Source organism: Brevibacterium sp. Z349TD_9, from assembly GCF_056173565.1.
This window is the reverse complement of record NZ_CM149680.1, coordinates 2819340-2844929: the sequence shown is the minus strand read 5'-3', so window position 1 is coordinate 2844929 and position 25590 is coordinate 2819340. Positions and strand designations below refer to the sequence as shown.

Genomic DNA, 25590 nt, shown 5'->3' with positions numbered 1-25590 from the left:
CACTCAGCACCGATCTCCGGTCCCCTCCCGGATAGTCGACGGTGCTGTCCAACATACAAAGGAATCCCCATGACGCACGTACTTCCACGCGTCGGGGCGGCCATCCTCGCGATGTTCGCCCTGCTCGCAACGGTACTGGTCGCAATCCCCGCGAATGCTGCGCCGCCGTACCAGACCAACGCCTCGATCGACTCCCTCGAATTCCAGCAGGACGAGATCAAGAGCGGCTCCGTAGCCCGCATCGACGGCACCTGGAGTCTCCCCGACAACCCGACGACGCCCGCGGGCTTCGTCGTCGACCTGCCTGCCGAACTGCAGGGCCGTGTCGACGCGTTCGACCTCCTCGATCCCGAGGGCGTCGCAATGGGCGAGTGCACCGTGACCGAGACGCAGATCTTCTGCGACTTCGACTCGCAGTACCTCGCCGACAACCCGCTCAACCTCAAGGGCACGTTCTACTTCTGGGTCTCCGTGCAGACGGAGACGACCGAGACCAAGGAAGTCACCTACGACTTCGGTGAGGTCTCCGACACCGTCACCGTTGGGCCGCCCCCGTTGTTAGGTCCGGTCTCTGTGTGAGTCGTCGGGTTCCATTTCGTGGGTGCAGTGGCGAGCATAGTCGGCCGGGGTGAGGTAGCCCAGCGCCGAGTGGCGTCGCACGGTGTTGTACTCGACCTTCCAGTCGCCGATGACGACCTGGGCGTGCAGCAGTGAGTAGAAGCTGTTGATGTTCAAGCACTCGTCGCGCAGGCGGGAGTTGAACGACTCGACGTAGCCGTTGAGCCACGGCGAGCCGGGCGGGATGTACGACAAGCCGGTGCGGGTGCCGGCCCAGTCGGCGATCGCCTGGCTGATGAACTCGGGCCCGTTGTCGCTTCTGAGGACCGCGGGCGGTCCGTGCAGCTTAACGAGGTCGTCGAGATGGTCGGTGAGACGGTCGGCGGTGATGGAGCGTTCCACGAGGCCGCCGAGGCAGACCCGGGTGTGCTCGTCCACGATCGACGCGATTTTGATCGGACGCCCGGCCTCGTCGACGTCGAACTGGAAGTCGATGGCCCACACCACGTTCGGGGCGCACGCCTTGGGGGCGTCCGTGGTCGAGGAGCCGATGCGCTTACGGCGACGTCGCTGGGGCACGCGTAGGCCTTCCTCGCGCCATAGCCGCTGGATCTTCTTGTGGTTGACCTGCCAGCCCTCGCCGCGGGCGTCGTGGCACGCGCGCCGGTAGCCCCAGCGGGGGTGCTTCTTCGCGTAACCGCGCAGCCATTCACGCAAGGCGGCGTCGGGGTCGGCGACGGTATCGGCCTTGAGGGTGCGCCGGTAGGCGGACCTGGATAGCCCGGTCAGCCGGCACGCCATCCGCTCGCTCACCCGCATCTTCGCGATGAGGTGAGCGACAGCGGCGCGCCTCCTGCCCGGGCCTAGAAGTTTCCCTCTGCCAGCTCCTTCAGCGCCGCCTTCTCCAGCTCTGCTTCAGCGAGCAGACGCTTGAGGGTGGCGTTCTGCTTCTCGAGCTCCTTGAGGCGCTTGGCGTCGTCGGCCTTGAGCCCGCCGTACTGGTTGCGCCACCGGTAGTACGTCTGTTCCGACACGCCCAGCTCGCGGCACACCGCCGCGACGTCCGCGCCATCGGCCAGCATCCGGTCGGCCTGTCCGAGCTTGCGCACGACCTGCTCAGGCGTGTGCCGCTTCCTCGTGTTCGTCATGATGAGACCAGTCTTCCTGCCCGCAGCAGCGAGCATCAAGACGACTCACACAACGACTGGACCTACATCCCGGGGTCAGCCCACCGTCACTCCGCCCGACGGACCCTGCGAGGGCGAATGCGAGTGGAAGGGCCAGGACTCCTACAAGTGGGGCAGCTACGACCGCGAGAACGACATCATCCAGTGGCACGTCAACATCGCCTCGCCCGCCGGCGGGATGAAGGGCGACCAGAAGGTCACGGTGACCGACCTCGGCGGGGAGAACATCGAACTCATCCCCGGTGAGACCCGTCTGGCCGGCACGAACCAGTTCAACGAGAACGGGCAGCCGGTGGGCTGGGGGCCGAAGCCCGAGGACTTCTACACCGTCTCCGAGGACGGCTCGACCGTGAGCTTCACCTCGGAAGAGGGCTGGGTCTACGCCGTCATCTACCGCACGACGGTCACCGACGGCGGCAAGGCCGGAACCTACACGAACTCGGCGAAGTTCGAGATCGAGGGCGAAGAGACCGTGATCAAGAAGGGCGAGGTCGTCCGCCAGGGCGGCGGCGGCACCGGCGACGGTGACGAGGGCTCCACCCCGACCCCGACCGACACCCCGACCGACACCCCGACTGAGACTCCGACTGAGACCCCGACCGAGACGCCCACGGGATCGCCGACTCCGACGGACAGCCCGGCCCCGACGGACACTCCGACGGACAGCCCGGCCCCGACGGACACTCCGACGGACAGCCCGGCCCCGACCGAGACCCCGACCGCCCCGGCTCCGTCGCCGTCCGAGACGCCGACGGCCCCGGGCCCCGGCGGTGACCTGCCGCGCACCGGTGTCGAGACCATCGGCACCCTCGCTGCCGGCGCGGCGCTGCTGGCCGCCGGTGCCGTGACGCTCATGCTCGTCCGTCGCCGGAAGATCAGCGAGGAGAGCTGAGACCGCGATTGACGGCTGAGACCGTCTGAGCCGGAAGGGGGGAGTGATCGTCGATCGCTCCCCCTTCCGCCATTCACCGCTCACTCGCCGAGGCGGGATGTCGGTCCGCGGCCCCGCCTGCACGGCGGTGGGGCAGGGCGATACGCTGAGCAGGTGAACGACGAGACTCGCAACGACGCCCCCTCACCCGCCGACCAGGTCCTCGACCCCTCGGCCGAACCCGCCACGCCCGAGCAGCCGCACCTTGCCGACCGCGTGAGCACGGATCCCGTCGACCACCCCCGCAACTTCGGTTCGGACAACTGGGCAGGCGCGCATCCCGAGGTCATCCAGGCGCTCATCGACGCCAATGTCGGGCACACCCCCGGCTACGGCGGGGATCCCTGGACCGCGCACTTCCACGGCGTCATGGAAGGACACTTCGGGGCGCGGGCGCAGGCGTTCCCCGTCTTCAACGGCACCGGCGCCAACGTCCTTGCCCTCCAGTCGGCCCTGCCCCGCTGGGCCGCGGTCATCACGGCCGCGAGCGCCCACATCAACTACGACGAGACCGGCGCACCGGAGAAGGTCGGCGGGCTCAAGATCGTCGCCGTCCCGACCGCCGACGGCAAGCTCACCCCGGAGTCGATCGCCTCTGCGATGGTCGGCCGCGGCAGCGAGCACAATGCGCAGCCGCTGGCCGTGAGCATCTCCCAGTCGACGGAATGGGGGACGACCTACCGGCCCGAGGAGATCCGCGCGATCGCCGACCACGCCCACGCGAACGGGATGATCCTCCACGTCGACGGCTCCCGCCTCGGCAATGCCGCCGCCTTCCTCGGCACCGACCTCGCCACCCTGACCACGGACGTCGGCGTCGACATCCTCAGCCTCGGCGGGACGAAGAACGGCCTCCTCGGCGCTGAGGCCGTCGTCGTCCTCAACCCCGAGATCGGGCAGGGGATGCGCTTCCTGCGGAAGATGAACCTCCAACTGTCGTCGAAGATGCGCTTCCTCTCCGCGCAGCTCAACGCCCTCTACGACGGGGACCTGTGGCGGAGGTCGGCGGACCACGCCAACGCGATGGCGCGGTACCTCGAGACCAGGCTCGCCGAGGTGGCCGCCTCCGGCCGTGTCCCCGGGCTCGACCTCGTCCAGCCCGTCGAGGCCAACGTCGTCTTCGTCCGCATGCCCGCCGAGGTGGCCGCCCGGGCCCGACAGCGCTTCGCGTTCGCCGACTGGCCGCTCGAGCGGGACATCGTCCGCCTCATGTGCGCCTTCGACACGACGACCGACGATGTCGACGCCCTCATCGCCGCCATCGCGGGGGAGTGAGCGTCACCGCACGGACGCGGTCGATGCCGATCGGTCGGCGTCTGCGGCGGTGAGAGCCGTCAGCGGGAGCGATCGGCCTTGACGGAGACGACGGGGACCTCGGCTTCGAGGATGATCCGCTGCGCGGTCGAACCCATGATGAGCTTGCCGACGGGGGAGCGGCGACGGGAACCGATGACGATCATGCGGGTGTCGTCGGTCGCCTCGGCGAGGGCCAGGAGCTCCTCGACGGGGTCGTTGCCGCGGAGGAACTGGAGGATCTCGTGGGAGACCTCGGAGTTCAGCAGGGTCTGCTTGAGTTCATCCATGTCGGCGTTCGTCGCGACTCCGTGCTCGTCGGGCGTCTCCCCGATGCCGGCGTTGAGGACGATGAGGGTGTCGTCGAAGGCGCGAGCCTGCTCGATGCCGAATGCGACCGCGGCCTTGCCTTCGGGCGAGGGGGAATAGCCGACGAGAATGGTCATGGTCTCTCCTGGTGCGTCGGGGGATGAGGCTCCCTCAATTAGTAGCACATCTCACGCCGGGCCCGGTCGCCGACAGGTGCGCACGAGCGGGCGCGCATTAGACTGAGCGGATGCCCGCCTCCCTCCTCGCCTCCGACTCTGCGGCCCTGCGCACCCGCGACGACCTGCTCGCCCGGATGCCGTGGCCCGCCGACGCCCCGGGGCTCGCCCAGGCGCGGCTGCTCGCCGACTATGTGATCGGGCGTCGCACCGGTGAACTCGACGTCTCCGGACGGTCGAGCGAGGGGACGTTCACCGCCCCGAGCGCTGCCCCCGACGAGGTCATCCTCGTCGACGACCCACTCGGCCTCCAGACCCGCGTGCTCTCCGAGCTCACCGCCGTGCGCACGTACAACGACCGCCTCGACGAGGCACGGAACGTCGCCGCGGAAGCCCCGGGTGCCGAGCCCGTCGCCGACCTCGCCGACGTACAGCGCACCGAGAGCGGGGACGTGCCCGGCGAGACCTGGGCGGTCGTCGATGCGCCGAAGGCGACACATGCCCTCGCCGAGGCGATCACCGTCCTCCACCCGCTCGTCACGACACTCATCGTCATCGGCCGCAGCGACGTGATGAGCCGGGCGGTGAACAAGGAGCTCGCCCGCGCCTTCGGTCGCGTCGACGTCTCACCGGGAGTGGGGAAGAACCGTCTGATCATCGGCAGCCGCCCCCTGACCTCCCCCTCGCTCACCCGTTTCCCGCGCACCGGGGTCATCGACACGCCCGCGACCGGACCGCTCACGGTCAGCGCCCACGGCGCGTGCTTCTCCGGGACGAAAGCCGACGAAGGGTCATCGCTCCTGCTCACCGCCCTCGCCGAGGCGTCCGCTTCCCCGGATGCAGTCCCCGCGCTCGCCCGTCCGGCCTCCGTCCTCGACCTCGGAGCGGGCAACGGCTGGCTGCTCACAGCGGCGATAGCCGTGACGGGAGCGGACACGGGAGTCGGCGTCGACGTCTCGAAGGCGGCGGTCGCCTCGGCGAGGGAGACGGCGGAGGCCAACGGAACGGCCGTCGACATCATCCTCGCCGATGCGAGCGGTGCCGATGCCGGCGATACCGACAGCGGCGGTACCGACGACCCGCTCGGGGGAGCGTACGACCTCATCCTTCTCAACCCGCCGTTCCACCACGGCACAGCGATCGAGACGGACACGGCGGCGGGGATGATGCGCACGGCTGCAGCCCACCTGACCCCCGGCGGCCGCGTGCTCACCGTCTTCAACTCCCACCTGCGCTACCGGGATCGGCTCGAGGACCTCATCGGTCCGAGCGTGCAGCTCGCCCGGACGGCCAAGTTCACGGTCGTCGAGAGCCGCCTGCCCGGAGAGTGACCCACGTCACCTGCTATTCACGTCGTCGTCCTAGTCTCGGGGCATGAACGACTTCGATCGGATCGAATACAGCCAGCTCGACGACATCCTCTCGTGTGAGAAGGACAGCTCCCACCCCGTTCTGCTCACGCAGGAGGCCCTCGATGGCACCGCCGCAGAACTCGTCGACTGCAACCGCGGAATCGTCGCCGGTGCACTCGATCGCGTCGATGACACCGACGCGATTTCCCAGGACGCCCTGCGCAGCAGCTATGTCGACCTCTACCGTGCGGCGGTGAGCGAGCACGGGCTCGCCTGGTACCGGACGCACGTCCCCCGACCCGCCCGAGAGCTCGCGCTCCAGGGGCTGCGGCTGATGAGCGCCCCCGAACACCTCGACCTCGCCGTCCGGGCGATCGAGTCCGACCTCGACGACGAAGCCTTCGCGGCGGCCTTCGCCTCCGCCGAGGCGGAGCTCCCGCTCGAGGAAGCCAACGCCGCGTACCTGCGCGACCTGCCGGCGATGAGCATCCTCAAGGACGCGGACATCCCCACCGCGATGAGCATCGAGTTCACCGGCTCCGGGGCGTCGAGTGACTACCCGCGCGCGTCCTCGGGTGATCGGGGGGCCATACTCCTTGAGGTCGAGCGCCTCACTCGGCGAGATCGAGCGCCTCACTCCTTGAGATCGAGCGAGGGTGTGGGCCGGCGGAAGCCGCGGGTGACGAACGCGAGGTAGGCGACGCCGAGGGCCAGCCACACCAGCCCGATGATGAGCGTGCGCGGGGACAGGCTCGTCCACAGCCACACGGTGAGGCCGAAGCCGATGCCGGGCAGGACGACGTAGCTGAGGATCGCACGACCGCCTCGGCGACCCCTGTCGATGACGAAGTGCTTGATGACTGCGAGGTTGACCGCGGAGAACGCCATGAGCGCGCCGAAGCTGACCATCTCCGAGATGAACGTGAGGTCGACAGCGAGCGCGAGGAGGGAGACGACGCCGACGGTGACCGTCGCGAAGACCGGGGTGAGGAAGCGCTTCGACAGGCGCCCGAAGAACCCGCGCGGAAGCACCCCGTCGCGGCCCATCGCGTAGAGGATGCGCGAGACCGAGGCCTGCGAGGTCAGTGCCGACCCGCAGGCGCCGGCGACGTAGGCGGCGGTGAAGAAGATCGTGAGGAACTGCCCTCCGGCGGCGGCCATGACGTCGAGCGAACCGGACTCGGGGTCGGCGAACGCGTTCGACGGGAAGACGAGCTGGGCGATGAACGAGAGCACGATGTAGATGAGCCCGCCGGTGAGCGTGGCGATGACGATCGCCCGCGGCACCGAGCGCTTGGGATCCTTCGCCTCCTCCGACAGCGTCGAGACGGCGTCGAAGCCGAGGAAGGACAGGCAGAGGATCGCGGCACCGGCCATGACGGCCCCGAACCCGTCGACGGTGCCGTCGCCGGTGAACGGGGCGGCGAGATCGACCGAACCCGAGCCCGAAATGGTGGCGAAGGAAAGGACGGCGAAGGTGAGGATGAAGATCCCCTGGGCGGCGATGATGACGATGTTCGCGCGCGCCACCGAGACGATGCCGATGATGTTGAGGATCGTGACGAGGACGATGGCGACGAGGACGAAGACCCACGAGGGGACCATCGGCAGGGCGGCATTGAGATAGAGGCCGATGACGAGGTAGTTGATCATCGGCAGGAAGAGGTAGTCGAGCAGCAGCGCCCACCCGGCGACAAAGCCGACGCCGGCGCCGAAGGTCTTCTGCGTGTACGTGTACGCGGAGCCGGCGAAGGGCAGCTCGCCGGCCATCTTCGCGTACGAGCGGGCGGTGAAGACCATCGCGACGAGGGTGATGACATAGGCGAGCGGCACGCGCCCGCCGGTGATCTCGGTGACGATGCCGTAGGTCGTGAACACCGTGAGTGGGACCATGTAGACGAGGCCGAAGAAGACGAGTGAGGGAACGCCGAGGGCGCGGCGCAGATGCCCGGTCTCGGCGGGAGCGGTGGTGCCGTGGTCGTCGGACATGACGGTCCTTCCGGTCAGACTGTCGGGGCGGCGAGGCTGCCGCGCAGGTAGGTGGCGCCCACGCGCAGGGCTGCGAGTTCCGCGGCGGTGAGCGTGCGCGGGTCGGCGTCGAGGATGACGAGGTCGGCGCTCGCCCCGGGACGGATCTCACCCCAGGGTGTCGGCGCGCGGTCGGCGAAGGCCTGATGGGCCACGGACTGAGAGTACGCGTCGAGGGCGGGCCCGATGCCGACGATCTCATCAGGTGTCCATCCGCCTGCCGGTTCGCCGTCGGCGGTGCGCCTGCTCGTGGCGATCGCAAGCCCCTCGAGCGGGGCTCCGGAGGAGACCGGCCAGTCGGAGCCGAAGGCGAGTCTCGCTCCGGAGTCGAGGATCGAGCGCATCCGGTACTGCTCATCGGCCCGATCCTCGCCGAGACGGGGGACCGTGAGCACGGTCATGAGCGCATCGAGCTGTGCCCAGAGCGGCTGCATGGTCGCGATGACCCCGAGCTCGGCGAAGCGGCGCAGGTCGGCTGCGTCGACGAGCTGGGCGTGCGCGATGACGGGGCGGCGGTCGCGGGGACCGTTGATGGTGATCGCGGTCTCGATCGCATCGAGGGCCTGTCGGACGGCGGCATCGCCGATCGCGTGGATGTGGATCTGGAAGCCCTCGGCGTCGACGGCGGTGACCGCCTCGGCGAGGGAGTCACCCTCCCACACGCGCATGCCGTGGTTGTGCAGGGATGAGCAGTACGGTTCGAGGAGGGCACCGGTCTCGTTCTCGACGACGCCGTCGGCGAAGAACTTCACGGTCTCCGCGGTGAGCAGGTCAGACCCGGCGGCGCGGACTCGCGCACGGGAGGCGACCATGCCCGGCAGCTGTTCGGCGAAGTGCCGGGGGTCGGCGTAGAGGGCGAGGTTGACGCGGATGCCGAGGTCGCCGGACCTCGCGGCGGTGAGGTAGGTGTCGACGTCGGCGGGTTCGACCCACGCGTCCTGGACCCACGTCACCCCGCGGTCGAGGAGGTAGCGGGCAGCGCGGTCGAGCGCGCGGAGGCGGTCGTCTTCGGACTGGGGTGGGCGGACGGCGTCGATGAGGTCGACGGCACCCCATTCGCGGAGGATGCCGAGCGGGGAGCCGTCGGGCAGGCGGGGGATCTCGCCGAGGACGGGGTCGGGGGTGTCGGCGGTGATGCCGGCGAGCTCGAGCGCCCTGGAGTTGCACCACACCGTGTGGTAGTCCCACGCGCGGAGGACGACCGGACGGTCGGCCACCGCCTCGTCGAGCCAGCGGGCGTCGAAGAGTCCGCCCTCGACGAGGCTGCCGTCGTACGAGGCGCCGACGATCCAGTCGGCCTCGGGGTTCGCCTCGGCGCAGCGTCGGACCTCCGCGACGATCTCATCCACCGAGGTGCATCTGCGGACCTGGGGGCCTGCGGCCTCGAGCCCGCCGAACATCGGGTGCGCGTGCCCGTCGCCGAAGGACGGCATGAGGAACCCGCCGGCAAGGTCGACGTGTTCGACTGCGGTGTCGGCGGGAAGTTCGCCGAGGCGGGCCGCGACGTCGGTCGCCCCGACGGCGATGACGATGCCGTCACTGATGAGGAGGGCGTCACTGGGCTCGCTGCTCGCACCGCGCCAGATCGTGCCGCCTGAGAAATGGGTTGTCGTCACAGGACTCCCTTCCGCTCCATTGCGTACGAACAGTGTTCGTATTTGTGACCCTCAGCACGATACACTCTTCACGGAGTCAGGGGAAGTGGTGATCATGCGACTCAATCGGGACCGGCTTGTCAGTGCCGCCCTCGATCTCGTCGATGTCGAGGGGGCCGAGGCGCTGTCCATGCGCGTCCTCGCCGATCGGGTCGACCGCCAGGTCTCCTCGCTCTACAACCACGTCAGCGGGCGCGATGACCTCATCGAGGCGATGCGCGCGCGGATCGTCACGGGCATCGACGTCAGCGCCTTCGCCGAGTCGTCGGGTCTGGCCTGGGACGAGGCAATCGAGGTGTGGGCGCGTTCGTACCTGCGGGTCTTCGCCGCCCACCCCAACCTCATCCGCCTGCTCGCGACGACCTCGATCCGGGACCGGTCGACGTATGCGATGTACGACGCGGTCGTCGCGGGCCTGCGCCGAGGCGGTTGGCCGGAGTCCGAGGTCATCGCGGTCGTCCGCACGGTTGAGGCGCATGTGCTCGGGTCGGCGCTCGACATGGTCGCCCCCGGTGACCTCCTCGCGCAGGAGGCCGCCGATGAGCAGTTCCCTGCCGTCCATGCGGCGCTCGCCGCTCACAATGCCGACTCGTACGGGGCGGAGCCGTCGTTCGAGCTCGGGCTCGCTGCCCTTCTCGACGGGTTGCGGGTGCGACTGGCAGCCCGAGTGGCGTGAGCGGCGTTCGCGTCCTATAGGCGCGGTTCGCCCCAGATGCCCATCGCGAGGAAGATGACGGCGGCGAGCAGCGTGAGCGCGGTCGCCCAGGGGCGGAGGTTCGCGTTCGCGATGCGGGTGAAGAACGCAGAGAGTTTCGCAGAGACCTTCGGGAAGCGGTTCCATGCCCAGGTGAGGAGCACGTAGGGGGCGATCATCGCGGCGATGAAGACGAGGTAGACGATGCCGCGGATGATGATGTCCTCGCTCACGGCGCGGACGATGCGGGCGACCATGTACATCGTCGCGAAGTCGCTGAAGCTGATGACGGTGTTCGAGATGCCGATGAGGACCATCGCCCCGGCTTTGCCGGTGGGCTTCCTGTGCGGCCTCTTCGGTTTCGGAGGTCGGCGCAGCCGCACGGCCATGATGATGCCGGCGGTGAGGAAGAGGGCGCCGGCGGCGAGGTCGACGCTGTGACGGACGAGGACCTTCTCGATGTCGCGACTGACGAGGGTCTCGAGCGTGTGTGGGTCGATGACCTGGAGGGCGAGGAGGATGACCGTGGCACCGAGGATGAGTCCGAGGAGCATGAAACCCATCGCGCGCTTGGCGCGGGGAACATCGGTGAGGACCCGGAAGGACACGGCGATCGTCGTCGGACTGATGCCCATGACGAGGCCGAGGCCGATGAGGCTGATCGCAGCGCCGACGAGACGCACGAGGTCTGACACGAGCATGGAAGCAAGACTACCGGGGTAGGGTCGGTCCATGGACGACACGAGGCTTGCCGATTTCTGGGCGGGAGCGCGGGCGGCGTCGCCCGTCGTGTGCGAGCAGTTCCGAGTGGTCTACTCGGCAACCGGTGCCGCGTCGTAGGTGAGCCAGTTCGTCTTCGTCGCGACCTGGTCGTAGAGGGCCTGTGCCTGCGTGTTGTCGTCGGCGGTGATCCACCGGACGACCGAACGCCCCTCCTCGGCCGCGATCTCCTGCAGCCGGGCGATGAGCGCGCGACCGGCCCCGGTGCCGCGGGCTTCTGGGTCGGTGAAGAGGTCGTCGAGCCAGAGGCCGACGGTCCCCGTCGATGGACGGGAGAATCGTCGGTAGTCGGCGATCGCGACGATCCGCCCATCCGCCTCGGCGACGAGTCCTTCGCACTCATGGGACGGATCCATCAGCCATCCCCAGACGCGCTCGACGACGTCCTCGGACTCGGGGAGCTTGTAGAACTCCCGGTAGCCGCGGAAGAGCTCCTTCCAGCGGGACTCGTCGGAAGCGGTCACAGGGCGAACGGTGAGGTCGGCGGTTGAGCTCATGAGCCCACTGTAGAGGTCCGCTGAGCCCGCGGGAAGCGACCGCCGGTAAGCAACAATGGTTGACAGGCGGCGCGTTAGCAACGTAAATTGACAGACATGGAATCGACACAGATCGCCGATGTCGCGGCCGACACGAGTGACCCCCGGGCGGGGCTGCGGGCAGTTTCATCGTTGCGCGCACTCACCGAACGCCTCGAACTCGCCCAGGTCGAAGCCGGACTGCGAGCAGGGATGAGCTGGCAGGACGTCGCCGACGCGCTCGGCGTCTCCCGGCAGGCGGTGCACAAGAAGTACGCGAAGAGGATCGATCCGACGATCCCCGTCCCCAGGAGGGCCCGATGAGCAGGTTCACCGATTCCGCATCGACGTCGTACTCGCTGTCGATCCTGGCGACGGAGGAGGCCTCGCGCGTCGGCCAGCGTGAAGCCGACATCGACCACCTGTTCCTCGCGCTCACCGTCAGCGAGCAGACCGCCGGTCAGGTGCTGCGCAGTCTCGGCATCACGATCGACGACGCCCGGGAGGCGGTTGCCGCTCAGCATGCCGAACAGCTCGCCGGACTCGGAATCCGCATGGAACCACCCGGGCCCGGCCGCATCGTCTTCCACGAGACCGAGGGCTACGAGTGGGGTGACCGTGCGGTGAAGATCCTCCAGTCCGCGAACAGCTCCGGCAAGCGAGGTGACGCGGCCGCGGTGCTGCGCGACCTCGTCGTCGAACCGAGCGGCATGATCGAATCCATTCTCCAGCGTTTGGGCACGTTGTCTGAGGCTGTGCTCGCCGAGCTCGACAGGGTGGAACTGCTGTCAGGCAGGACCCGGGGCCGACAGCGCGCGGATGCGCTGTCGGGCACGGCTGCGGCATTCGTCCCCGCGCCGATCGACGACGTGTGGCGTCTGCTCTCGGACGCCTCGCGACTGCCCGACTGGGATCCGACCATCGGCTCCGTTGAGGATGGCGCCGCTGCCACCTCGGCGGGTCAGTCGTGGGCCGCTCGAACGCACTCGACCCGGCGCGACGGGACGCCGATCACCGTCAAACCCCACGTGATCAACCAGCGAGTGGAGGTCGTCAAGGTCGATGAACCGCGGTTCATCGAATGGCGGGCCACCTACCCCGATGCTGCGCGGGCCAACGCCCGACGCACGTCGATCGCCCTGGAACCGGCGGCCGGCGGCACCCAGCTGCACATCGAGTACGCGTGGGTGCGCACCTCGACCAGCCTCGTCCGCCGCCTCCTCGGACTGGTCCTGCGGCCGCTTCAGCGCTTCCTCATCTGGATCCAGCTGGGGCAGCTGCGCGCCGGGATCAGCCGCGCGTTCCGGTGACGGCCCGGTTGTGCTCGAGGGCCGCATCGACCCACATGCTCAGACCGACGTCGCCGCCGATCGCCGTGGCAGCGACGTCGATCCACCCCGGACCCATCGTCCGTCCGGCACCCATCTCGGCCTGCCGAGCACCCGGCCGGCCGACGAGCTCGTCGTGACGGTCGGCGTCGATGCGCACGAGCAGGCTGCCGGACTTGAGTGCACTGACAGCGATCTTCTCGCTGACCATGAACGACCGACCGCCGAACATCGCGACCTCGCGCACCGCCGGCTCGTCGGCGAGCAGGGCACGGAGTCGGTCGACGAGGGCTCCTTGTTCGGGAGTCATCGCTCACTCCTCACTGGTGTGCACGCGTCGACGTCGATCATGACGGGTTCGGCGGACCGTAGGAGAGCCGGTCGAACATGAGCAGGCTCTCGGTGATCAGACCGTCCCGGACCGTGAAGAGCTCAGCGGCCGGAGTCGTCGACGTCGCAGCGGTCTGCGGGTAGTAGAAGAGGGCGACCTGATCCCCGTCGGAGAAGTCGGTGACCTCCTCGATGCCGGTGAGCATGGGGGCGAAGCCGCCGATGAACTGCCGGTAGGCGTCCTTGCCGGCGATGTCCATGCCGGGGGCGCGGCACGCGATGTCCTCGGCGACGTGCTCCATCGCCTCATCGACGCGGCCGTTCGTCCAGGCCTCGTGATACTTCCTCACGGTGTCGTATGCGGTGGTCTCGGCCATGGGATTCTCCTCATCTCTCGGTGTTCCCAGTTCCTGTGAATGGTCTTCCGTCGGATCGGGCGGAGTCAGTGCGGGCGGTCGGGCAGCGGCACCCACGTGTCGGGTCCCGCGTCGCCGCCGGTCCCGGCGATGACGAGGCGGGAGAGGAAGTGCGACCAGCCGTCCGCATGGCCGGGCACACTGACCTCGGGCAGGTCCGAGTGCCGGAGATCGACGCGCGTGCCCGCCGAGGTCGGAGTGAGCCGGAATTCGACGGTCGACGCGCCGGCGGGCAGATCGTCGCTGCCGGCGAACCCCCACGAGACGACGACGCGGCTGTGGGGATCGACGTCGAGGAACTCACCGCGGACGGGATGGCCGGCGATGTCGACGGCGAAGCGACCGCCTCGGCGAGGGTCGAGGTCGGCGAACTCACCCATCCACGCCGTCATCCCCTCGTTCGTCGTGAGATAGGCGAAGACGGCCTCGGGTGGGGCGGCGATGTCGATGGAATCGGTGAACTCAGCCATGATCACTCTCCACGGCTGCCTTGAGGGCGGAGAGCTTGGTGGGCCAGAAGTCATCGAGGTACGACCTCACTGCTGCGAGCCCGTCGGTGCTCACCGCGAAGAGGTGCCGCGTGCCCTCCCGGGTGCCGACGGTCAGTCCCGCCTTCCGCAGCACGCCGAGGTGGTGCGACGTCGTCTGCTGGGAGAGGCCGAGCTCCTCGGCGATCGTCCCCACCGGTTTCGGGGAGGTGCGGATCGCTGCGAGGATGGCCCGACGGTTCCCGTCGGCGAGCGCGCGCAGCGCCCGATCGAGGTCTGGTGCGGCCTCAGCGTTCATCGCGATCCCCATCGTTCGGACTGTGCTGTGTACCCGCACTATAACACAAATGAGTGTTTGTACTCATAGAGATGAGTGAATTAGGACTGTGCGCCTGTAGAGTTGAAGTACAACGGCAAGACCTACGACACGTTCACGACCAATGTGCCAGTCTCGTACGGAGGGAAGAACGTGATTACATCATTCCCTGCAAAGAAGTGCTGATGACTGAGAAGATCCACGACCTTGACTACGTTCTCGCCGGGCGGCTGGCTGACATGGTAGGTGCGGTAGGCGACCTTGAAGTTCATGGCACCGAAATGACATTCCCAATGCGTGACAACGAAGGCTCAATTGTCAGTTTCAGTATCGACGTTCGTGGACTTGCAGACGAAGTCGAGGCGAATAGTTCTGACGCGGTCGTCGCGATGGGAAACAGCCGTGGACGACAGCATGCAGCGCTCGCGCTGATCGCAAACCGAATCCTCGAGGATCATCACGAAGACTGGGACACGTCCTCCAGCGATGAGGTCGAGCATCGCATTGATGATTACGAACCGATCGTGATCGACATGGAGAATTTCCCGTCGAAACGACGCAATTAGCGTCATCTCGTGTAGAACGACCAGCCCCGAGGGCTGTTTGCGTGGGAGACCAGCCGTACTTGGTTCTCCACTTACAGTTCACAGTAACCCTCCCGGGTCAGGCCGCGTGCTGCGAACATGGTCGTTGCCGTCCTCACCGCCGACCACATTCACATGTGCCTGGACCAGGTCCGTGTCGACGTCCTGCACACCATTGAAGTGCGGGGTTGTGAAAACCGCAGCGGCCAAGAGCGACTGGATCCGGCGAAATGGCAAGGACCTGAAAGCAGCGCGGCGACAAGTGGAAGAACAATCCGTCCGCGTTCTGCGAAGGGTGAGGGCGATGTTGCGCTGCTGACGAATCACTCGGGGCCGGTCGTCTTACGCGGCAGCTCGTCGACGAAGGCGGTGATGGCGGAGGCGAGTCCGGCAGGGTCCTCGAGCATGGGGAGGTGCCCGGTGGTCAGCTCCTGTGTCCAGTCGCCGCCGAGGTTCGCCGCGAAGCGCTTCTGCAGCGCCGGCGGCAGCTCCTTGTCAGCCGTCGACATCACGTATCCGCGGGGAGCGCTCCACGTGCCGTCGCTGAGGTGGTCGCGATAGTAGGCCTGCGGTTCGGGGGTGAAGTCGCCGATGAGACGGTCGACGATCTCACCGTCGAGGCCGCTGGCCAGGTTCTTCCGGATCGCCGACTCGGGCGGCTTGGTTCCGGCGAACCTCATCGCCGCGCTGAGCACCCACCGGTTGGGTGCGGGCATCGCGGAGACGAACGACCCGCCGGCCGGCGGCACGATCGCGCTCACCGCGAGGACGCCTGTGACCCGCTCGGGAGCGAGGCGGGCGATCTCCGAGGCGACGACGCCGCCGGCCGAATGGCCGACGAGGACGACCTGCTCGGTCGGCATCGCGGCGATAGCCGCCTCGGCGTAGTCGCGCAGACGCGCGGATTCCGAGGTGGGGCGTGGGGCGACGACGGAGGTCATCTCCTCGCCGAGGTGGTCGCGGGCCTGATCCCAGATCCAGGAGGGGAGTCCGGCGCCGGAGAGGAGGAGAAGTGACTGCGAGTGCGTATTCATGGAACCATCATGACCGACTCCGATGTCACTGGTATGTCACCATTTATCCATGAATCGCATCGATCGTCTCTACGCCCTGCGCGAGGAGCTGCGCCGGGCCGGTTCGGCGGGTCGGACGGCGGAGCGGCTGTCGGAGATCTTCGAGGTGAGCGTGCGCACGATCAAACGCGACATCTCGAGCCTGCAGCAGGGCGGTTTCCCGGTCTGGGCGCAGCCGGGCCCGGGCGGCGGGTACGCCGTCGACGCGGCGGCGACCCTGCCGCCGGTCAACTTCACCGAGGCTGAGGCCTCGGGGCTCGCCGCGGCCGTCGCCGCCCATCGTGGTCAGCCCTTCGACGGCGACGCTCGGGCGGCGCTGGCGAAGGTCCAGACGGTGATGGACGCACGCACACGGGAGCGGTCGGACCGCCTCGGCGCGCGGATCTGGATCGATCATGCCGACGATCCGGGATCACCGCAGGTGAGGAGGGCCGTCGAACGGTCGCTCGAGGAACGGAGAGTGCTGTCTCTGCGCTACCGCGATCGGAACGGGCGCGAGTCGGCGCATCGGGTCGATCCGATCTTCCTCGCACACACGCAGAGTCGGTGGTTCCTCGTCGCCCACAGTCGTGACCGGGAGGCCATCCGCTGGTTCGTCCTCGACCGGATGCTCACCGCCCACCTTACGGCGGAGCCGGCGGCCGACATCCCCGTCGCCTCGGTCGGTGCCCCGCCGACGACGGCACGGGCGGTCACAGGCGGGGCCTGAACGACACCGTGCCGCGACACCGATCGGTGTCGCGGCACAGACTGCGTACGCGAGAGGGGACTTGAACCCCTACGTCCGAAGACACTGGAACCTAAATCCAGCGCGTCTACCAATTCCGCCACTCGCGCGTGGCCGCATCAAGCCTAGCAGGACGCGGGCGAGCGGCGGAAAGCCCAAGCACGCGGGCAGGCGACGGAACGCGTGATCAGGCGGCGTCGATGCCGAGCGCCTTGCGCAGACGGGCGACGTGACCGGTGGCCTTGACGTTGTACTGGGCGAGTTCGACCTTGCCTTCGGCGTCGACGACGACGGTCGAGCGGATGACGCCCTGGACGACCTTGCCGTAGTTCTTCTTCTCGCCGAACGCGCCCCACTCGTCCATCATCGCCTTGTCCGGATCGGAGAGCAGCTCGAAGGTGAGTCCTTCCTTCTCCTCGAACTTCTTGAGCTTCTCGGGCGAATCGGGGGAGACGCCGAGGACGACGAGACCGGCGCTCGTCAGCGCGGAGAGCGAATCGCGGAAGTCACACGCCTCCGTCGTGCAGCCCGGTGTCATCGCCGCCGGGTAGAAGTAGACGACGACCCGCTTCCCGCGGAAGTCGCTGAGGCTCACGGACTTCCCGTCCTGATCGACGAGCGTGAAGTCCGGGGCGGTGTCGCCGACTGACAGACGTGGCATGAGGTCTCCTCTTCGTGATGCTGACGTTTCCGTCCACTCTATCGGCCGGGACGGACTCGGCACCCGCCGGGACGGACTCGGCCCATCCGACCTCACCGGATCCGGGCGATGGCCTCCCCGACGGCGACGACGTCGCCGACCGACGCGACATGGGTGAGCGTGCCCGCGGCTCCCGCCTGCACCCGGGTCTCCATCTTCATCGCCGAGAGCACGGCGACCTCGTCGCCTTCGGCCACCTCGGCGCCGTCATCGACGAGGAAGTCGACGAGGCTGCCGGGCACAGGCGCGGTCACCGCAGTCGATCCGTCGTCCGAGGCGCCTGATCCCTCGGCGCGGTCCCCGTCGTCTCCGGTCCCCGCCGAGGCGGTCCCGCCGACCGATCCGAGCGCTGTGAGCAGCGCGTCGGGCAGGCCGAGTGTCGTGAGCTTCCCGTCGATCTCGATGTCGACGCGGGTGATCCCATCGCCCGATACGGGCGCGGGCCTCTCCTGCGGGGCGAAGTCGGGCAGCAGCTGGGATTCGATCCACTGCGTGTCGATGCCGAGGCGCTCCCCGGCGAAGGCCGGGTGGCGGAGGATCGCGAGCGAGCATGGCAGCACGGTGGCCGGACCGACGACGTCGAGCTCGGTGGCCGCGGTGATCATCCGCGCGATCGTCGTGGCCCGGTCGGGTCCGTGGACGATGAGCTTCGCGAAGAGGGAGTCGAAGGCCGGTTGGACGGTGTCACCGGCACGGACACCGGAGTCCCAGCGCACCCCGGGCCCGCCTGGGACGGTGAGGGTCTCGATGCGCCCGGGCGTGGGGAGGAACCCGCGACCGGGATCCTCGGCGTTGATCCGCAGTTCGATCGCGTGCCCGCGGACCTCGGGGGTCGCCGACAGGGAGAGCCCCTCGCCGAAGGCGATGCGGAACTGCTCGGTGACGAGGTCGACTCCGGTGACCGCTTCGGTGACGGGGTGTTCGACCTGGAGTCGGGTGTTGACCTCGAGGAACGTCATCGTCCCGTCGGCGGCGAGGAGGAACTCGACGGTGCCGGCGCCCCGGTAGTCGACCTCGGCGCAGATCGCCTCGGCCGAACGCTGGAGGCGTTCGCGCTGCTCCTCCGAGAGGTTCGGGGCAGGCGCCTCCTCGACGAGCTTCTGGTTGCGCCGCTGGGCCGAGCAGTCCCGGTCGCCGACGGCGACGACGGTGCCCCTTCCGTCGCCGACGACCTGGACCTCGACGTGGCGGGGGTGTTCGAGGAACTTCTCGACGAAGCATTCGGGACGACCGAACGCCTCGATGGCCTCCCGGGTCGCCGATTCGAAGGCCCCGGCGACCTCGGAGATCTCGCGGACGATCTTCATCCCGCGACCACCCCCGCCGTGGGCGGCCTTGATGATGATGGGCAGGCCGTGCTCGGCGGCGAACTCCTCGACCTCGGCGGCGTCGCGCAGCGGCCGGTCGATTCCCGGCGCGAGCGGTGCCCCGGCCTTCTGGGCGAGCTGCCGGGCGGTGACCTTGTCCCCGAGCGCGGTGATCGAGTCCGGGGTCGGTCCGATCCAGATCATCCCGGCGTCCTCGACGGCGGCGGCGAAGTCGGCGTTCTCCGAGAGGAACCCGTAGCCGGGATGGACGGCGTCGGCGCCGGCCCGCCTGGCGGCTGCGATGATCGCCTCGATGCTGAGGTAGGTCTCGGCGGCGGTCGTCCCGGGCAGGGCGATCGCGACATCGGCGAGCTGCGCGTGCAGGGCGTTGGCGTCCTGATCGGCGTAGACGGCGATGGAGGTGTGCCCGTTCTGGGCGCAGGCGCGGATGACGCGCACGGCGATCTCGCCGCGGTTGGCGATGAGGATTCTCGACATGGTTCAGCTTTCGTCGGTGGTGGTGGAGTCGACGGTGGCGGCAGTGCCGACGGTGGCGGCAGTGGCGGCAGTGGCGGCAGGACCCGAATCCGAACGCCGGAAGCGGATCCGGACCCCCGGGGCGAGCTGGGCTGCGAGGTCGGTGTCGTCGACGCTGCCGATGATCGGGTAGCCGCCGGTGAGCGGATGGTCGGGGCCGAAGAGCACGGGCTGACCGTTCGGCGGCACTTGCAGGGCACCGGTGACCGCGCCCTCGCTCGGCAACTCCCCGGTTCGTGCCCGCTCGAGCGGAACGTCCCCGCTCAGCCGCAGGCCGACCCGGTCGGATTCGTGGGTGACCGTCCACTCCTGGTCGAAGAGGGTGGCGACCCCCGCGGGGGTGAACCAGTCATCGCGCGGTCCCAGGGTGACCGTGAGTTCGACGACCTCACCCGGTGTCGGCAGGTGCCTACCCTCGCCGAGGCGGGGGCCGGGATCGACGAGGAACGGTGCGTTGGCGGGCCCGTGGAGTCCGATCGTGCGCCCGGCCGTGAGCGCTGCGGGTCCGAGGTGCCCGAGGGTGTCACTCGACGCACTGCCGAGCGCGGTGGGCACTGCCAATCCGCCGCGGACGCTGAGGTACCGGCGCAGCCCACGCTCGCTCGCCCCGATCTCGAGGCGGTCGCCGTCGACGAGGGAGAACGCCTCCCCGACTTCGGGCCGGTGGACGACCCCGTTCGCGCCGGTGAGCGTGATCGGCCCCTCGGCCCCGGTGACCGCGGCGACACCGTCGCCGGTGATGTCGAGGACGGTTCCGCCGAGGCTCTCGAGGGCTGCGGTGTCCTCGGCGTTGCCGACAAGGCGGTTGGCCTCCCGCAGGGCCGCCCGGTCAGCGGCTCCCGCGCTCGAGACGCCCATCGAGGCGAACCCGGGCCGCCCGAGGTCCTCGACGAGGAGCTGGAGTCCTGGTTGGACGACGGTGAGCGCATGGGGCGCCGAGGCTGAGCCGGAGTCGGAGTCGGAGACAGTCTCCGTCGAGTCCGCGGTCGGTTCGGTGTCTCGTTCGGTGTCCGCGCCCCCGATGCGCACGCTCTCCCGTTCGGCCTCGCGGAAGGTCACGAGGGTGCCGGGGACGAAGAGCGCAGGCGGGTCCCGGTCGAGGTCCCACAGCCGCGCGTCGGTGCGGCCGATAAGCTGCCATCCTCCGGGGGAGCTGCGTGGGTAGACCCCGGTGAACTCCCCGGCGAGACCGACGGAGCCGACGGGGACCCGGGTGCGGGGGTTTGAGCGGCGGGGCACGTCGAAGAGCGGCTCGTCGCCGGCGAGATATCCGAAGCCGGGGGCGAACCCGGAGAACGCGACCTGCCAGCGGGCCCGCTGGTGGCGGGCGACCACCTCGGCGGGGGAGACGTCGAGGAGGTCGGCCACCTCGGCGAGGTCCTCCCCGTCGTAGCGGACGTCGATGGTCACGGTGCGGGCATCGTCCTCGCCTCCAGAGCTGAGGTCGAGACCGCGGATGGTCTCCTTGAGCTCCCGCGCCGAGGTGCGTCCCGGGTCGAAGCGGACGAGCACGGTGCGGGCGGCCGGCACGAGTTCGACGACGCCGGGCAGCCCCGCGGTCTCGAGGCTGTGGTGGAGGCGCATGGTCGCGGTGAGGTCGGCGCACTCGACGAGGAGGTGCTGCCGGGAGGCCGTGTGGAATTCGGTCACTGGCGGTAGTCGCTTTCGGGGGCGTCGGTGATGAACATCCGCCCGGGGGAGTGGGTGAGGGCGAAGGGCGGCGCCGATTCGGCAATGGCGACCTGCGGGGTGACTCCGCACGCCCAGAAGACGGGGATGTCGCCTTCGGCCATGACCGGGGCATCGCCGAAGTCGGGGGAGTCGAGGTCGGTGATGCCGATCGCCGCGGGGTCGCCGATGTGGACGGGAGCGCCGTGGACGGCGGGGAAGCGGTCGGTGATGCGCACCGCCTCGGCGACCTGATGGGCGGGGATCGGGCGCATTGAGACGACCATGTCGCCGGCGATCCGGCCGGCCGGTCGGCATCGGGTCGACGTCCGGTACATCGGGACGTTGCGCCCGGCGTCCTGGTGGCGGATGGGGATGCCCGCGTCGAGGAGTCCGGTCTCGAACGTGAAGCTGCACCCGATGAGGAAGGACACGAGGTCGGGGTGCTCGGCCCAGATCTCGGTGGCGTCGTCGATCTCCCCGGTGAGCTCACCGTGCTCCCACACCCGGTAGCGGGGGAGGTCCGTGCGTAGGTCGCTGCCCTTCGCGAGCGCCGATTCGACCTGTCCCGGTTCGAGGACGTCGACGATCGGGCACGGCTTCGGGTTGCGCTGGGCGAAGAGGAGGACGTCGAAGGCCCAGTCGGCGGGGACGGCGATGAGATTGGCCTGGACGAATCCCGGCGCCATCCCCGAGGTAGGGCCGGTGAAGCCGTGACGGATGCGCTCGCGGGCGGCGGCGCCGGTCACGACCGCGCACCGGCGAACGGAGCGATGACGACGCCGGCCTCCTCGAGGACGGCGCGGGAGGCCTGCGCCATCTCGATCGAGCCCTTCGAATCCCCGTGGAAGCAGATCGATTGGGCGTCGACGGTGATGACACTGCCGTCGATCGCCTCGATCTGCCCGGTCTCGACGAGGCGGAGGACCCGGGCTGCAACGAGCGCCGGGTCGTCGAGGACAGCGCCAGCTTCGGTGCGGGAGACGAGCGAGCCGTCGGGGTTGTAGGCGCGGTCGGCGAAGGCTTCGGCGGCGACGGTCAGTCCCACCTCGGCGGCGACCCGGTTGGACACGCTGCCGGCGAGGCCGAGGAAGGTCAGGTTCGGGTCGACGGCTTTGACCGCCTCGGCGACGATCCTCGCCTGCGCTTCGTCGTGGACGATCGCGTTGTAGAGACCCCCGTGGGGTTTGACGTAGGCGACCGTGCTGCCGACCGCGGTGGCCAGGCCGATGAGCGCACCGATCTGGTACTCGACCTGGGCCTGCAGGGTCGCCGCGGGCACGTCGAGGGCGCGGCGACCGAAGCCCTCGTAGTCGTCGTAGCCGGGGTGGGCGCCGATGACGACGCCCCGGTCGGTCGCCTCGGCGAGGGTGGCCCGAATCCCCTCAGGACTGCCGGCGTGGAACCCGCAGGAGACGTTCGCGCTGGTGACGACGCCGAGCATCGCCTCATCGTCGCTGACGATGCGGTCGGGGACGTTCTCCCCGAGGTCGGAGTTGAGGTCGATCGTGGGTGCGTGCTGGGTTGTGGTCATTCTCAGGCTCCGATTCCGATCATCGCGAAGATGGGGCCGACCGACTGGACGGCCATGTACCAGGACACCAGTGTCGCCGCCGTGCCGAGGACGAGCAACCACTTCGGGTACGAGTCGGTGCGCAGGAGGTTCGGGCGGAACCAGCCGATGTACATGAAGATCGTCAGGCCGATGGGCAGGATGAGGCCGTTGAACCCGCCGACGAAGACGAGCAGGGTCGCCGGTGCGGTACCGACGATGAGGTAGACGACGAGCGAGACGACGATGAAGGCGACCGTGGCCAGCTGCAGCGGCCAGCCGCCGGCGAGCTTCTTCGAGAACGCGGAGAGGAACGTCGCCGAGGTGTAGGCCGCCCCGATGACCGAGCTCAGTGCCGCTGCCCAGAAGATCGCCCCGAAGATCCGGATGCCGGCGTCGCCGAGGACGGCGGCGAAGGCCTGACCGGCGGGGTTGGCGACCTGGCTCTCGAGGTCGAGGACGACGCCGGAGGCGACGACGCCGAAGATCGCGAGGAAGAGGACGTAGCGCATGATGCCGGTGACAACGATGCCCGAGAGCGCCGAGCGCATGACCGCCGGTGCGTTCTCCGGGCCGGTCTTGCCGGAGTCGAGGTAGCGGTGGGCGCCGGAGTAGGTGATGTAGCCGCCGACGGTGCCGCCGACGATCGTCGTGATCGTCGCGAAGTTGATCGTGTCGGGAAAGAAGGACTGGCGCAGGGCCTCACCGACGGGCGGCTGGGAGACGACGGCGACGATGACGGTGAGGACGATCATGCCGACGCCGAGGATGAGGACGACGGTGTCGACGACCTTGCCGGCGCGCTTGAAGAGGAAGATCCCGATCGCGAGGACACCGGTGAGCAGGCCGCCGAGCTTCGGATCGATGCCGAGGAGGGCGTTGAGGCCGAGACCACCGCCGGCGATGTTGCCGATGTTGAAGGCGAGGCCGCCGATCACGATGAGGATCGAGAGGAGGATGCCGGAGCCGGGCACCGCGGACGAGGCGAGCTGGGCTGCGCGCTTGCCCGAGGAGGTGATCATCCGCCAGATGTTGAGCTGGATGGCGATGTCGATGAGGATCGAGATGAGGATCGCGAAGGCGAACGCCGCCCCCATCTGCGCGGTGAACGTCGCCGTCTGGGTGATGAATCCGGGTCCGATCGCCGAGGTGGCCATGAGGAAGATGGCACCGACGATGGCGCTGCGGCTGATCTTCTCGTGCTGTCGGCCGAGCGGACTCTCCTGGTCGGGCGGGGGCGAGACGGGCGTGTGTGACATGAGCTCTCCGATGAGGTGTCGCGGTGTGTTCGGTTGATGTGCGGTGCAGCAGTTGGTGCAGTGGGCGGTGCTCTCTCCTGGAGCGCGGGCAGTGTCGACTGCTGTGTCGTGGTTCACTCACGATCCGAAGAATTGGTAAACAATCTAGCACTGATTGTTCAACAAGAGTAGACGTGGATCACAGAATCGTCAACGGCGGCGGTCGACACATCAGGGCGAATTGTCGCCCCGTCCAACGTGCTTCGCTGCGCGGTCACTAGGATGGAGATGTGAATCACGAATCCTCCCTGGTCAATCGGCTCACCGATCGCCTCATCGCCGGTGAGCTCCGTCCCGGCGCTCGTCTGTCCGAGGCGGCGCTGGCGAAGGAGTTCGACGTCTCCCGGAACACGCTGCGCGAGGCGTTCCGGGTGCTCGGGGAGCAGGGGCTCGTCGACCATGTTCCCAACCGCGGCGTCTCGGTCGCCTCGCCGTCCACGGCCGATGTCATCGACATCTACCGGGTGCGCCGGACCGTCGAGTGCACCGTGCTCGCCCACGCGCCCCGCAACCATCCGCGGGCCGCGGACATGCTCCGGGCGATCGAGGAGGCGAAGGCCGCGGCCGAGGCGGGGGACTGGCTCCAGGTGGGCACGGCGAACATGGCGTTCCACAACGGCGTCGTCGCGCTCTCCGACAGCGTCCGCCTCATGCGGTCCTTCGGTCATGTCCTCGCCGAGCTGCGGCTCGCGTTCCTCAAGGTCGAACTCCTCGATTTCCTCCACGCGCCCTTCGTCGAGCGCAACGAGGAGGTCTATGAGACCTACCTCGGCGACGGCCCTGCGGCCGCCTCGACGCTGCTCGGGAACTACCTCGGCGATTCCGAACGGCAGGTTCTCGGCGCCTACGCCCGCGCCGGCCAGGGGTGAGGCCCGCACCTGCGTCCGCAGACGACTGTGAATGCGAAAGAACCGCCGTCCGGATGATCCGAACGGCGGTTCTTGGCTGGTGCGCCCCCCGGGACTTGAACCCGGAACCCACTGATTAAGAGTCAGTTGCTCTGCCAATTGAGCTAGAGGCGCCTGTCGCACGTGCCGCGCAACGAGAATTAATACTACTCAGGGGCGCGGCGCTCGTGCAAACCGAGACGGGCCATTATGCGGTTTTGTGACTGAGATCGCAGGTCAGAGGTACATTCCCGCGCTCGACTGCTCGGCGGGTTCGGAGATCGCGTGGACGTCGCGCTCCCGCAGGAGCACATACGCCTGCCCCTCGAGCTCCACCTCGGCGCGGTCCTCGGGATCGTAGAGGACGGTGTCGCCGAGGTCGGCCTGCCGCACATGCGGACCAGCGGCGACGACCTCGCCCCAGACGAGGCGCTTGCCCATCGTCGCGGTCGCGGGGATGACGATCCCCGCCGCGGACTTGCGTTCGCCGGCCTCCTCACCGGGGTCGATGAGGATCCGGTCATGGAGCATTCGGATCGGAAGAGCGGAGTCAGCCACGCCGGTCTCGACCGGAGAACCCGACGACGAGGGCGGCGATGCCGAGCACGGTGCCGGCGCCGAGGGCGATGGCCTCGGGCTTCGGGGACCCGTCCTCTTCGATGACGGTCGACTTCGCCTTGTTGACGGCGCGGGTGAGGAGGACCTTGGGGTGGAGGCGTCCCACCAGTTCGTCGATGTTCTCCGAGAGGCGCTCCTCGCGCAGGCGGATCGACTCCGACAGCTGCGCGGCTGTCGCATTGTCGACGGTCACATCTGAGGTGTAGACGTTGTCTGTCATCGGGTCGCATCCTCCGGATCGCACGTGCATGTCCGCCTGTGACCGGCAGTCACAGGCCCTGCC

The 25590-nt window shown here is 68.6% G+C and carries 30 protein-coding genes and 2 tRNA genes; 11 read left to right on the top strand and 21 right to left on the bottom strand.

All coding sequences use genetic code 11. The features are described 5' to 3' along the window. Positions 1–69 precede the first annotated feature (69 nt). Positions 70–579: a hypothetical protein gene (locus AC0VYB_RS13280; RefSeq protein ID WP_475384745.1), complete on the top strand. Its 510-nt coding sequence runs from the start codon at positions 70–72 to the stop codon at positions 577–579. On the opposite strand, the gene AC0VYB_RS13275 is transcribed toward AC0VYB_RS13280, so the two are convergent. Next, positions 559–1706 (bottom strand): IS3 family transposase gene (locus AC0VYB_RS13275; protein ID WP_100227560.1). Its coding sequence is split into 2 segments (ribosomal slippage): positions 559–1436 and positions 1436–1706, totalling 1149 coding nucleotides; the frame shifts between segments, so codons are not numbered across the junction. The two genes, AC0VYB_RS13280 and AC0VYB_RS13275, sit on opposite strands and share 21 nt — an antisense overlap. Between AC0VYB_RS13275 and AC0VYB_RS13270 the strand changes: the two genes are divergently transcribed. Continuing rightward, positions 1705–2637 (top strand): collagen binding domain-containing protein, encoded by a 933-nt coding sequence (locus AC0VYB_RS13270; RefSeq protein WP_475384744.1) that lies wholly within the window; start codon positions 1705–1707, stop codon positions 2635–2637. The genes AC0VYB_RS13275 and AC0VYB_RS13270 overlap by 2 nt on opposite strands. Before the next feature lie 153 nt (positions 2638–2790). Then, a complete protein-coding gene (locus AC0VYB_RS13265; RefSeq protein WP_231882172.1) occupies positions 2791–3951 on the top strand; it encodes a threonine aldolase family protein in 1161 nt (386 codons plus the stop codon). A gap of 59 nt (positions 3952–4010) precedes the next feature. On the opposite strand, the gene AC0VYB_RS13260 is transcribed toward AC0VYB_RS13265, so the two are convergent. Continuing rightward, positions 4011–4415, bottom strand: coding sequence for a universal stress protein (locus AC0VYB_RS13260; protein WP_009379462.1), 405 nt, complete (start codon positions 4413–4415; stop codon positions 4011–4013). Between the two features lie 110 nt (positions 4416–4525). Here AC0VYB_RS13260 and AC0VYB_RS13255 point away from each other — a divergent pair, with 110 nt between their 5' ends. Next, complete coding sequence (locus AC0VYB_RS13255; RefSeq protein ID WP_063249136.1) at positions 4526–5785, top strand: class I SAM-dependent methyltransferase; 1260 nt, start codon at positions 4526–4528, stop codon at positions 5783–5785. Between the two features lie 43 nt (positions 5786–5828). Next, positions 5829–6503, top strand: a complete 675-nt coding sequence (locus AC0VYB_RS13250; protein ID WP_040342082.1) for a hypothetical protein — start codon at positions 5829–5831, stop codon at positions 6501–6503. Here AC0VYB_RS13250 and AC0VYB_RS13245 read toward each other — a convergent pair. Both AC0VYB_RS13245 and AC0VYB_RS13240 read right to left on the bottom strand, forming a co-directional pair. Next, the gene (locus AC0VYB_RS13245; RefSeq protein ID WP_009379459.1) at positions 6440–7795 is read right to left on the bottom strand and encodes an APC family permease; all 1356 of its coding nucleotides are present in this window, start codon (positions 7793–7795) and stop codon (positions 6440–6442) included. The genes AC0VYB_RS13250 and AC0VYB_RS13245 overlap by 64 nt on opposite strands. 14 nt (positions 7796–7809) lie before the next feature. Further along, a complete protein-coding gene (locus tag AC0VYB_RS13240) occupies positions 7810–9450 on the bottom strand; it encodes an amidohydrolase (protein ID WP_475384743.1) in 1641 nt (546 codons plus the stop codon). A 94-nt stretch (positions 9451–9544) separates the two neighbouring features. Here AC0VYB_RS13240 and AC0VYB_RS13235 point away from each other — a divergent pair, with 94 nt between their 5' ends. Further along, positions 9545–10165, top strand: a complete 621-nt coding sequence (locus AC0VYB_RS13235; protein ID WP_040342135.1) for a TetR/AcrR family transcriptional regulator — start codon at positions 9545–9547, stop codon at positions 10163–10165. A 14-nt stretch (positions 10166–10179) separates the two neighbouring features. On the opposite strand, the gene AC0VYB_RS13230 is transcribed toward AC0VYB_RS13235, so the two are convergent. Next, on the bottom strand, positions 10180–10884 hold the full coding sequence (locus AC0VYB_RS13230) for a hypothetical protein (protein WP_009379454.1): 705 nt from the start codon (positions 10882–10884) through the stop codon (positions 10180–10182). A 111-nt stretch (positions 10885–10995) separates the two neighbouring features. Continuing rightward, a complete protein-coding gene (locus tag AC0VYB_RS13225; protein WP_063249135.1) occupies positions 10996–11460 on the bottom strand; it encodes a GNAT family N-acetyltransferase in 465 nt (154 codons plus the stop codon). A gap of 96 nt (positions 11461–11556) precedes the next feature. Here AC0VYB_RS13225 and AC0VYB_RS13220 point away from each other — a divergent pair, with 96 nt between their 5' ends. Continuing rightward, positions 11557–11802 carry a hypothetical protein gene (locus AC0VYB_RS13220; protein WP_009379447.1) on the top strand — a complete coding sequence of 82 codons (246 nt, stop codon included), beginning with the start codon at positions 11557–11559 and terminating at the stop codon, positions 11800–11802. Continuing rightward, positions 11799–12788, top strand: coding sequence for an SRPBCC family protein (locus AC0VYB_RS13215; RefSeq protein WP_475384742.1), 990 nt, complete (start codon positions 11799–11801; stop codon positions 12786–12788). Before AC0VYB_RS13220 ends, AC0VYB_RS13215 begins: the two co-directional genes overlap by 4 nt. On the opposite strand, the gene AC0VYB_RS13210 is transcribed toward AC0VYB_RS13215, so the two are convergent. From AC0VYB_RS13210 to AC0VYB_RS13195, 4 genes are all read right to left on the bottom strand, one after another. Next, on the bottom strand, positions 12769–13116 hold the full coding sequence (locus tag AC0VYB_RS13210; protein ID WP_095376011.1) for a TfoX/Sxy family protein: 348 nt from the start codon (positions 13114–13116) through the stop codon (positions 12769–12771). The two genes, AC0VYB_RS13215 and AC0VYB_RS13210, sit on opposite strands and share 20 nt — an antisense overlap. Before the next feature lie 37 nt (positions 13117–13153). Then, positions 13154–13513 (bottom strand): nuclear transport factor 2 family protein, encoded by a 360-nt coding sequence (locus AC0VYB_RS13205; RefSeq protein ID WP_063249132.1) that lies wholly within the window; start codon positions 13511–13513, stop codon positions 13154–13156. 65 nt (positions 13514–13578) lie between these two features. Then, the gene (locus AC0VYB_RS13200) at positions 13579–14022 is read right to left on the bottom strand and encodes an SRPBCC family protein (protein ID WP_095376010.1); all 444 of its coding nucleotides are present in this window, start codon (positions 14020–14022) and stop codon (positions 13579–13581) included. Further along, a complete protein-coding gene (locus tag AC0VYB_RS13195; RefSeq protein WP_260984429.1) occupies positions 14015–14350 on the bottom strand; it encodes an ArsR/SmtB family transcription factor in 336 nt (111 codons plus the stop codon). The genes AC0VYB_RS13200 and AC0VYB_RS13195 overlap by 8 nt, the downstream gene beginning before the upstream one ends. Positions 14351–14541: 191 nt before the next feature. Between AC0VYB_RS13195 and AC0VYB_RS13190 the strand changes: the two genes are divergently transcribed. Continuing rightward, the gene (locus AC0VYB_RS13190; RefSeq protein ID WP_141236345.1) at positions 14542–14922 is read left to right on the top strand and encodes a hypothetical protein; all 381 of its coding nucleotides are present in this window, start codon (positions 14542–14544) and stop codon (positions 14920–14922) included. A gap of 341 nt (positions 14923–15263) precedes the next feature. Here the strand turns inward: AC0VYB_RS13190 and AC0VYB_RS13185 are convergent, their stop codons facing one another. Continuing rightward, entirely contained in the window at positions 15264–15974 is a 711-nt protein-coding gene (locus tag AC0VYB_RS13185; protein ID WP_259820186.1) for an alpha/beta fold hydrolase, read from the bottom strand. A gap of 49 nt (positions 15975–16023) precedes the next feature. Here AC0VYB_RS13185 and AC0VYB_RS13180 point away from each other — a divergent pair, with 49 nt between their 5' ends. Beyond that, positions 16024–16722, top strand: a complete 699-nt coding sequence (locus AC0VYB_RS13180; RefSeq protein WP_144589020.1) for a helix-turn-helix transcriptional regulator — start codon at positions 16024–16026, stop codon at positions 16720–16722. Positions 16723–16768: 46 nt separating this feature from the next. Here AC0VYB_RS13180 and AC0VYB_RS13175 read toward each other — a convergent pair. The 7 genes from AC0VYB_RS13175 to AC0VYB_RS13145 all read right to left on the bottom strand — a co-directional run bounded on the left by AC0VYB_RS13175 (position 16769) and on the right by AC0VYB_RS13145 (position 23763). Further along, positions 16769–16850, bottom strand: a tRNA-Leu gene (locus AC0VYB_RS13175). Between the two features lie 77 nt (positions 16851–16927). Continuing rightward, positions 16928–17401 (bottom strand): thioredoxin-dependent thiol peroxidase, encoded by a 474-nt coding sequence (gene bcp / locus AC0VYB_RS13170; protein ID WP_009379426.1) that lies wholly within the window; start codon positions 17399–17401, stop codon positions 16928–16930. Between the two features lie 92 nt (positions 17402–17493). Continuing rightward, positions 17494–19245: an acetyl/propionyl/methylcrotonyl-CoA carboxylase subunit alpha gene (locus tag AC0VYB_RS13165; RefSeq protein WP_095376005.1), complete on the bottom strand. Its 1752-nt coding sequence runs from the start codon at positions 19243–19245 to the stop codon at positions 17494–17496. 3 nt (positions 19246–19248) lie between these two features. Continuing rightward, positions 19249–20934 carry a 5-oxoprolinase subunit B/C family protein gene (locus tag AC0VYB_RS13160; RefSeq protein WP_475384741.1) on the bottom strand — a complete coding sequence of 562 codons (1686 nt, stop codon included), beginning with the start codon at positions 20932–20934 and terminating at the stop codon, positions 19249–19251. After that, positions 20931–21701: a putative hydro-lyase gene (locus tag AC0VYB_RS13155; protein WP_095376003.1), complete on the bottom strand. Its 771-nt coding sequence runs from the start codon at positions 21699–21701 to the stop codon at positions 20931–20933. The genes AC0VYB_RS13160 and AC0VYB_RS13155 overlap by 4 nt, the downstream gene beginning before the upstream one ends. Further along, positions 21698–22486 carry a LamB/YcsF family protein gene (locus AC0VYB_RS13150; RefSeq protein WP_095376002.1) on the bottom strand — a complete coding sequence of 263 codons (789 nt, stop codon included), beginning with the start codon at positions 22484–22486 and terminating at the stop codon, positions 21698–21700. The genes AC0VYB_RS13155 and AC0VYB_RS13150 overlap by 4 nt, the downstream gene beginning before the upstream one ends. A 2-nt stretch (positions 22487–22488) precedes the next feature. After that, complete coding sequence (locus tag AC0VYB_RS13145; RefSeq protein ID WP_201672006.1) at positions 22489–23763, bottom strand: NRAMP family divalent metal transporter; 1275 nt, start codon at positions 23761–23763, stop codon at positions 22489–22491. Between the two features lie 269 nt (positions 23764–24032). Between AC0VYB_RS13145 and AC0VYB_RS13140 the strand changes: the two genes are divergently transcribed. Continuing rightward, positions 24033–24671, top strand: coding sequence for a GntR family transcriptional regulator (locus AC0VYB_RS13140; protein WP_201672007.1), 639 nt, complete (start codon positions 24033–24035; stop codon positions 24669–24671). 77 nt (positions 24672–24748) lie between these two features. Here the strand turns inward: AC0VYB_RS13140 and AC0VYB_RS13135 are convergent. From AC0VYB_RS13135 to AC0VYB_RS13125, 3 genes are all read right to left on the bottom strand, one after another. After that, positions 24749–24824 (bottom strand) — tRNA-Lys (locus AC0VYB_RS13135). 102 nt (positions 24825–24926) lie between these two features. Continuing rightward, positions 24927–25247 (bottom strand): GroES family chaperonin, encoded by a 321-nt coding sequence (locus tag AC0VYB_RS13130; protein WP_009379413.1) that lies wholly within the window; start codon positions 25245–25247, stop codon positions 24927–24929. Then, the gene (locus AC0VYB_RS13125) at positions 25240–25527 is read right to left on the bottom strand and encodes a DUF3618 domain-containing protein (protein ID WP_009379411.1); all 288 of its coding nucleotides are present in this window, start codon (positions 25525–25527) and stop codon (positions 25240–25242) included. Before AC0VYB_RS13125 ends, AC0VYB_RS13130 begins: the two co-directional genes overlap by 8 nt. Positions 25528–25590: the final 63 nt, after the last annotated feature.

Bases quoted from the DNA above. Each gene is read 5' to 3' on its own strand.
- AC0VYB_RS13215 (WP_475384742.1), top strand. From the start codon at position 11,799: ATGAGCAGGTTCACCGATTCCGCATCGACGTCGTACTCGCTGTCGATC.
- AC0VYB_RS13165 (WP_095376005.1), bottom strand. From the start codon at position 19,245: ATGTCGAGAATCCTCATCGCCAACCGCGGCGAGATCGCCGTGCGCGTC.
- AC0VYB_RS13185 (WP_259820186.1), bottom strand. From the start codon at position 15,974: ATGAATACGCACTCGCAGTCACTTCTCCTCCTCTCCGGCGCCGGACTC.
- AC0VYB_RS13235 (WP_040342135.1), top strand. From the start codon at position 9,545: ATGCGACTCAATCGGGACCGGCTTGTCAGTGCCGCCCTCGATCTCGTC.
- AC0VYB_RS13280 (WP_475384745.1), top strand. From the start codon at position 70: ATGACGCACGTACTTCCACGCGTCGGGGCGGCCATCCTCGCGATGTTC.
- AC0VYB_RS13260 (WP_009379462.1), bottom strand. From the start codon at position 4,415: ATGACCATTCTCGTCGGCTATTCCCCCTCGCCCGAAGGCAAGGCCGCG.
- AC0VYB_RS13125 (WP_009379411.1), bottom strand. From the start codon at position 25,527: ATGACAGACAACGTCTACACCTCAGATGTGACCGTCGACAATGCGACA.
- AC0VYB_RS13195 (WP_260984429.1), bottom strand. From the start codon at position 14,350: ATGGGGATCGCGATGAACGCTGAGGCCGCACCAGACCTCGATCGGGCG.
- AC0VYB_RS13255 (WP_063249136.1), top strand. From the start codon at position 4,526: ATGCCCGCCTCCCTCCTCGCCTCCGACTCTGCGGCCCTGCGCACCCGC.
- AC0VYB_RS13145 (WP_201672006.1), bottom strand. From the start codon at position 23,763: ATGTCACACACGCCCGTCTCGCCCCCGCCCGACCAGGAGAGTCCGCTC.
- AC0VYB_RS13270 (WP_475384744.1), top strand. From the start codon at position 1,705: ATGATGAGACCAGTCTTCCTGCCCGCAGCAGCGAGCATCAAGACGACT.
- AC0VYB_RS13200 (WP_095376010.1), bottom strand. From the start codon at position 14,022: ATGGCTGAGTTCACCGATTCCATCGACATCGCCGCCCCACCCGAGGCC.
- AC0VYB_RS13205 (WP_063249132.1), bottom strand. From the start codon at position 13,513: ATGGCCGAGACCACCGCATACGACACCGTGAGGAAGTATCACGAGGCC.
- AC0VYB_RS13230 (WP_009379454.1), bottom strand. From the start codon at position 10,884: ATGCTCGTGTCAGACCTCGTGCGTCTCGTCGGCGCTGCGATCAGCCTC.
- bcp (WP_009379426.1), bottom strand. From the start codon at position 17,401: ATGCCACGTCTGTCAGTCGGCGACACCGCCCCGGACTTCACGCTCGTC.
- AC0VYB_RS13250 (WP_040342082.1), top strand. From the start codon at position 5,829: ATGAACGACTTCGATCGGATCGAATACAGCCAGCTCGACGACATCCTC.
- AC0VYB_RS13220 (WP_009379447.1), top strand. From the start codon at position 11,557: ATGGAATCGACACAGATCGCCGATGTCGCGGCCGACACGAGTGACCCC.
- AC0VYB_RS13180 (WP_144589020.1), top strand. From the start codon at position 16,024: ATGAATCGCATCGATCGTCTCTACGCCCTGCGCGAGGAGCTGCGCCGG.
- AC0VYB_RS13210 (WP_095376011.1), bottom strand. From the start codon at position 13,116: ATGACTCCCGAACAAGGAGCCCTCGTCGACCGACTCCGTGCCCTGCTC.
- AC0VYB_RS13190 (WP_141236345.1), top strand. From the start codon at position 14,542: ATGACTGAGAAGATCCACGACCTTGACTACGTTCTCGCCGGGCGGCTG.
- AC0VYB_RS13245 (WP_009379459.1), bottom strand. From the start codon at position 7,795: ATGTCCGACGACCACGGCACCACCGCTCCCGCCGAGACCGGGCATCTG.
- AC0VYB_RS13150 (WP_095376002.1), bottom strand. From the start codon at position 22,486: ATGACCACAACCCAGCACGCACCCACGATCGACCTCAACTCCGACCTC.
- AC0VYB_RS13225 (WP_063249135.1), bottom strand. From the start codon at position 11,460: ATGAGCTCAACCGCCGACCTCACCGTTCGCCCTGTGACCGCTTCCGAC.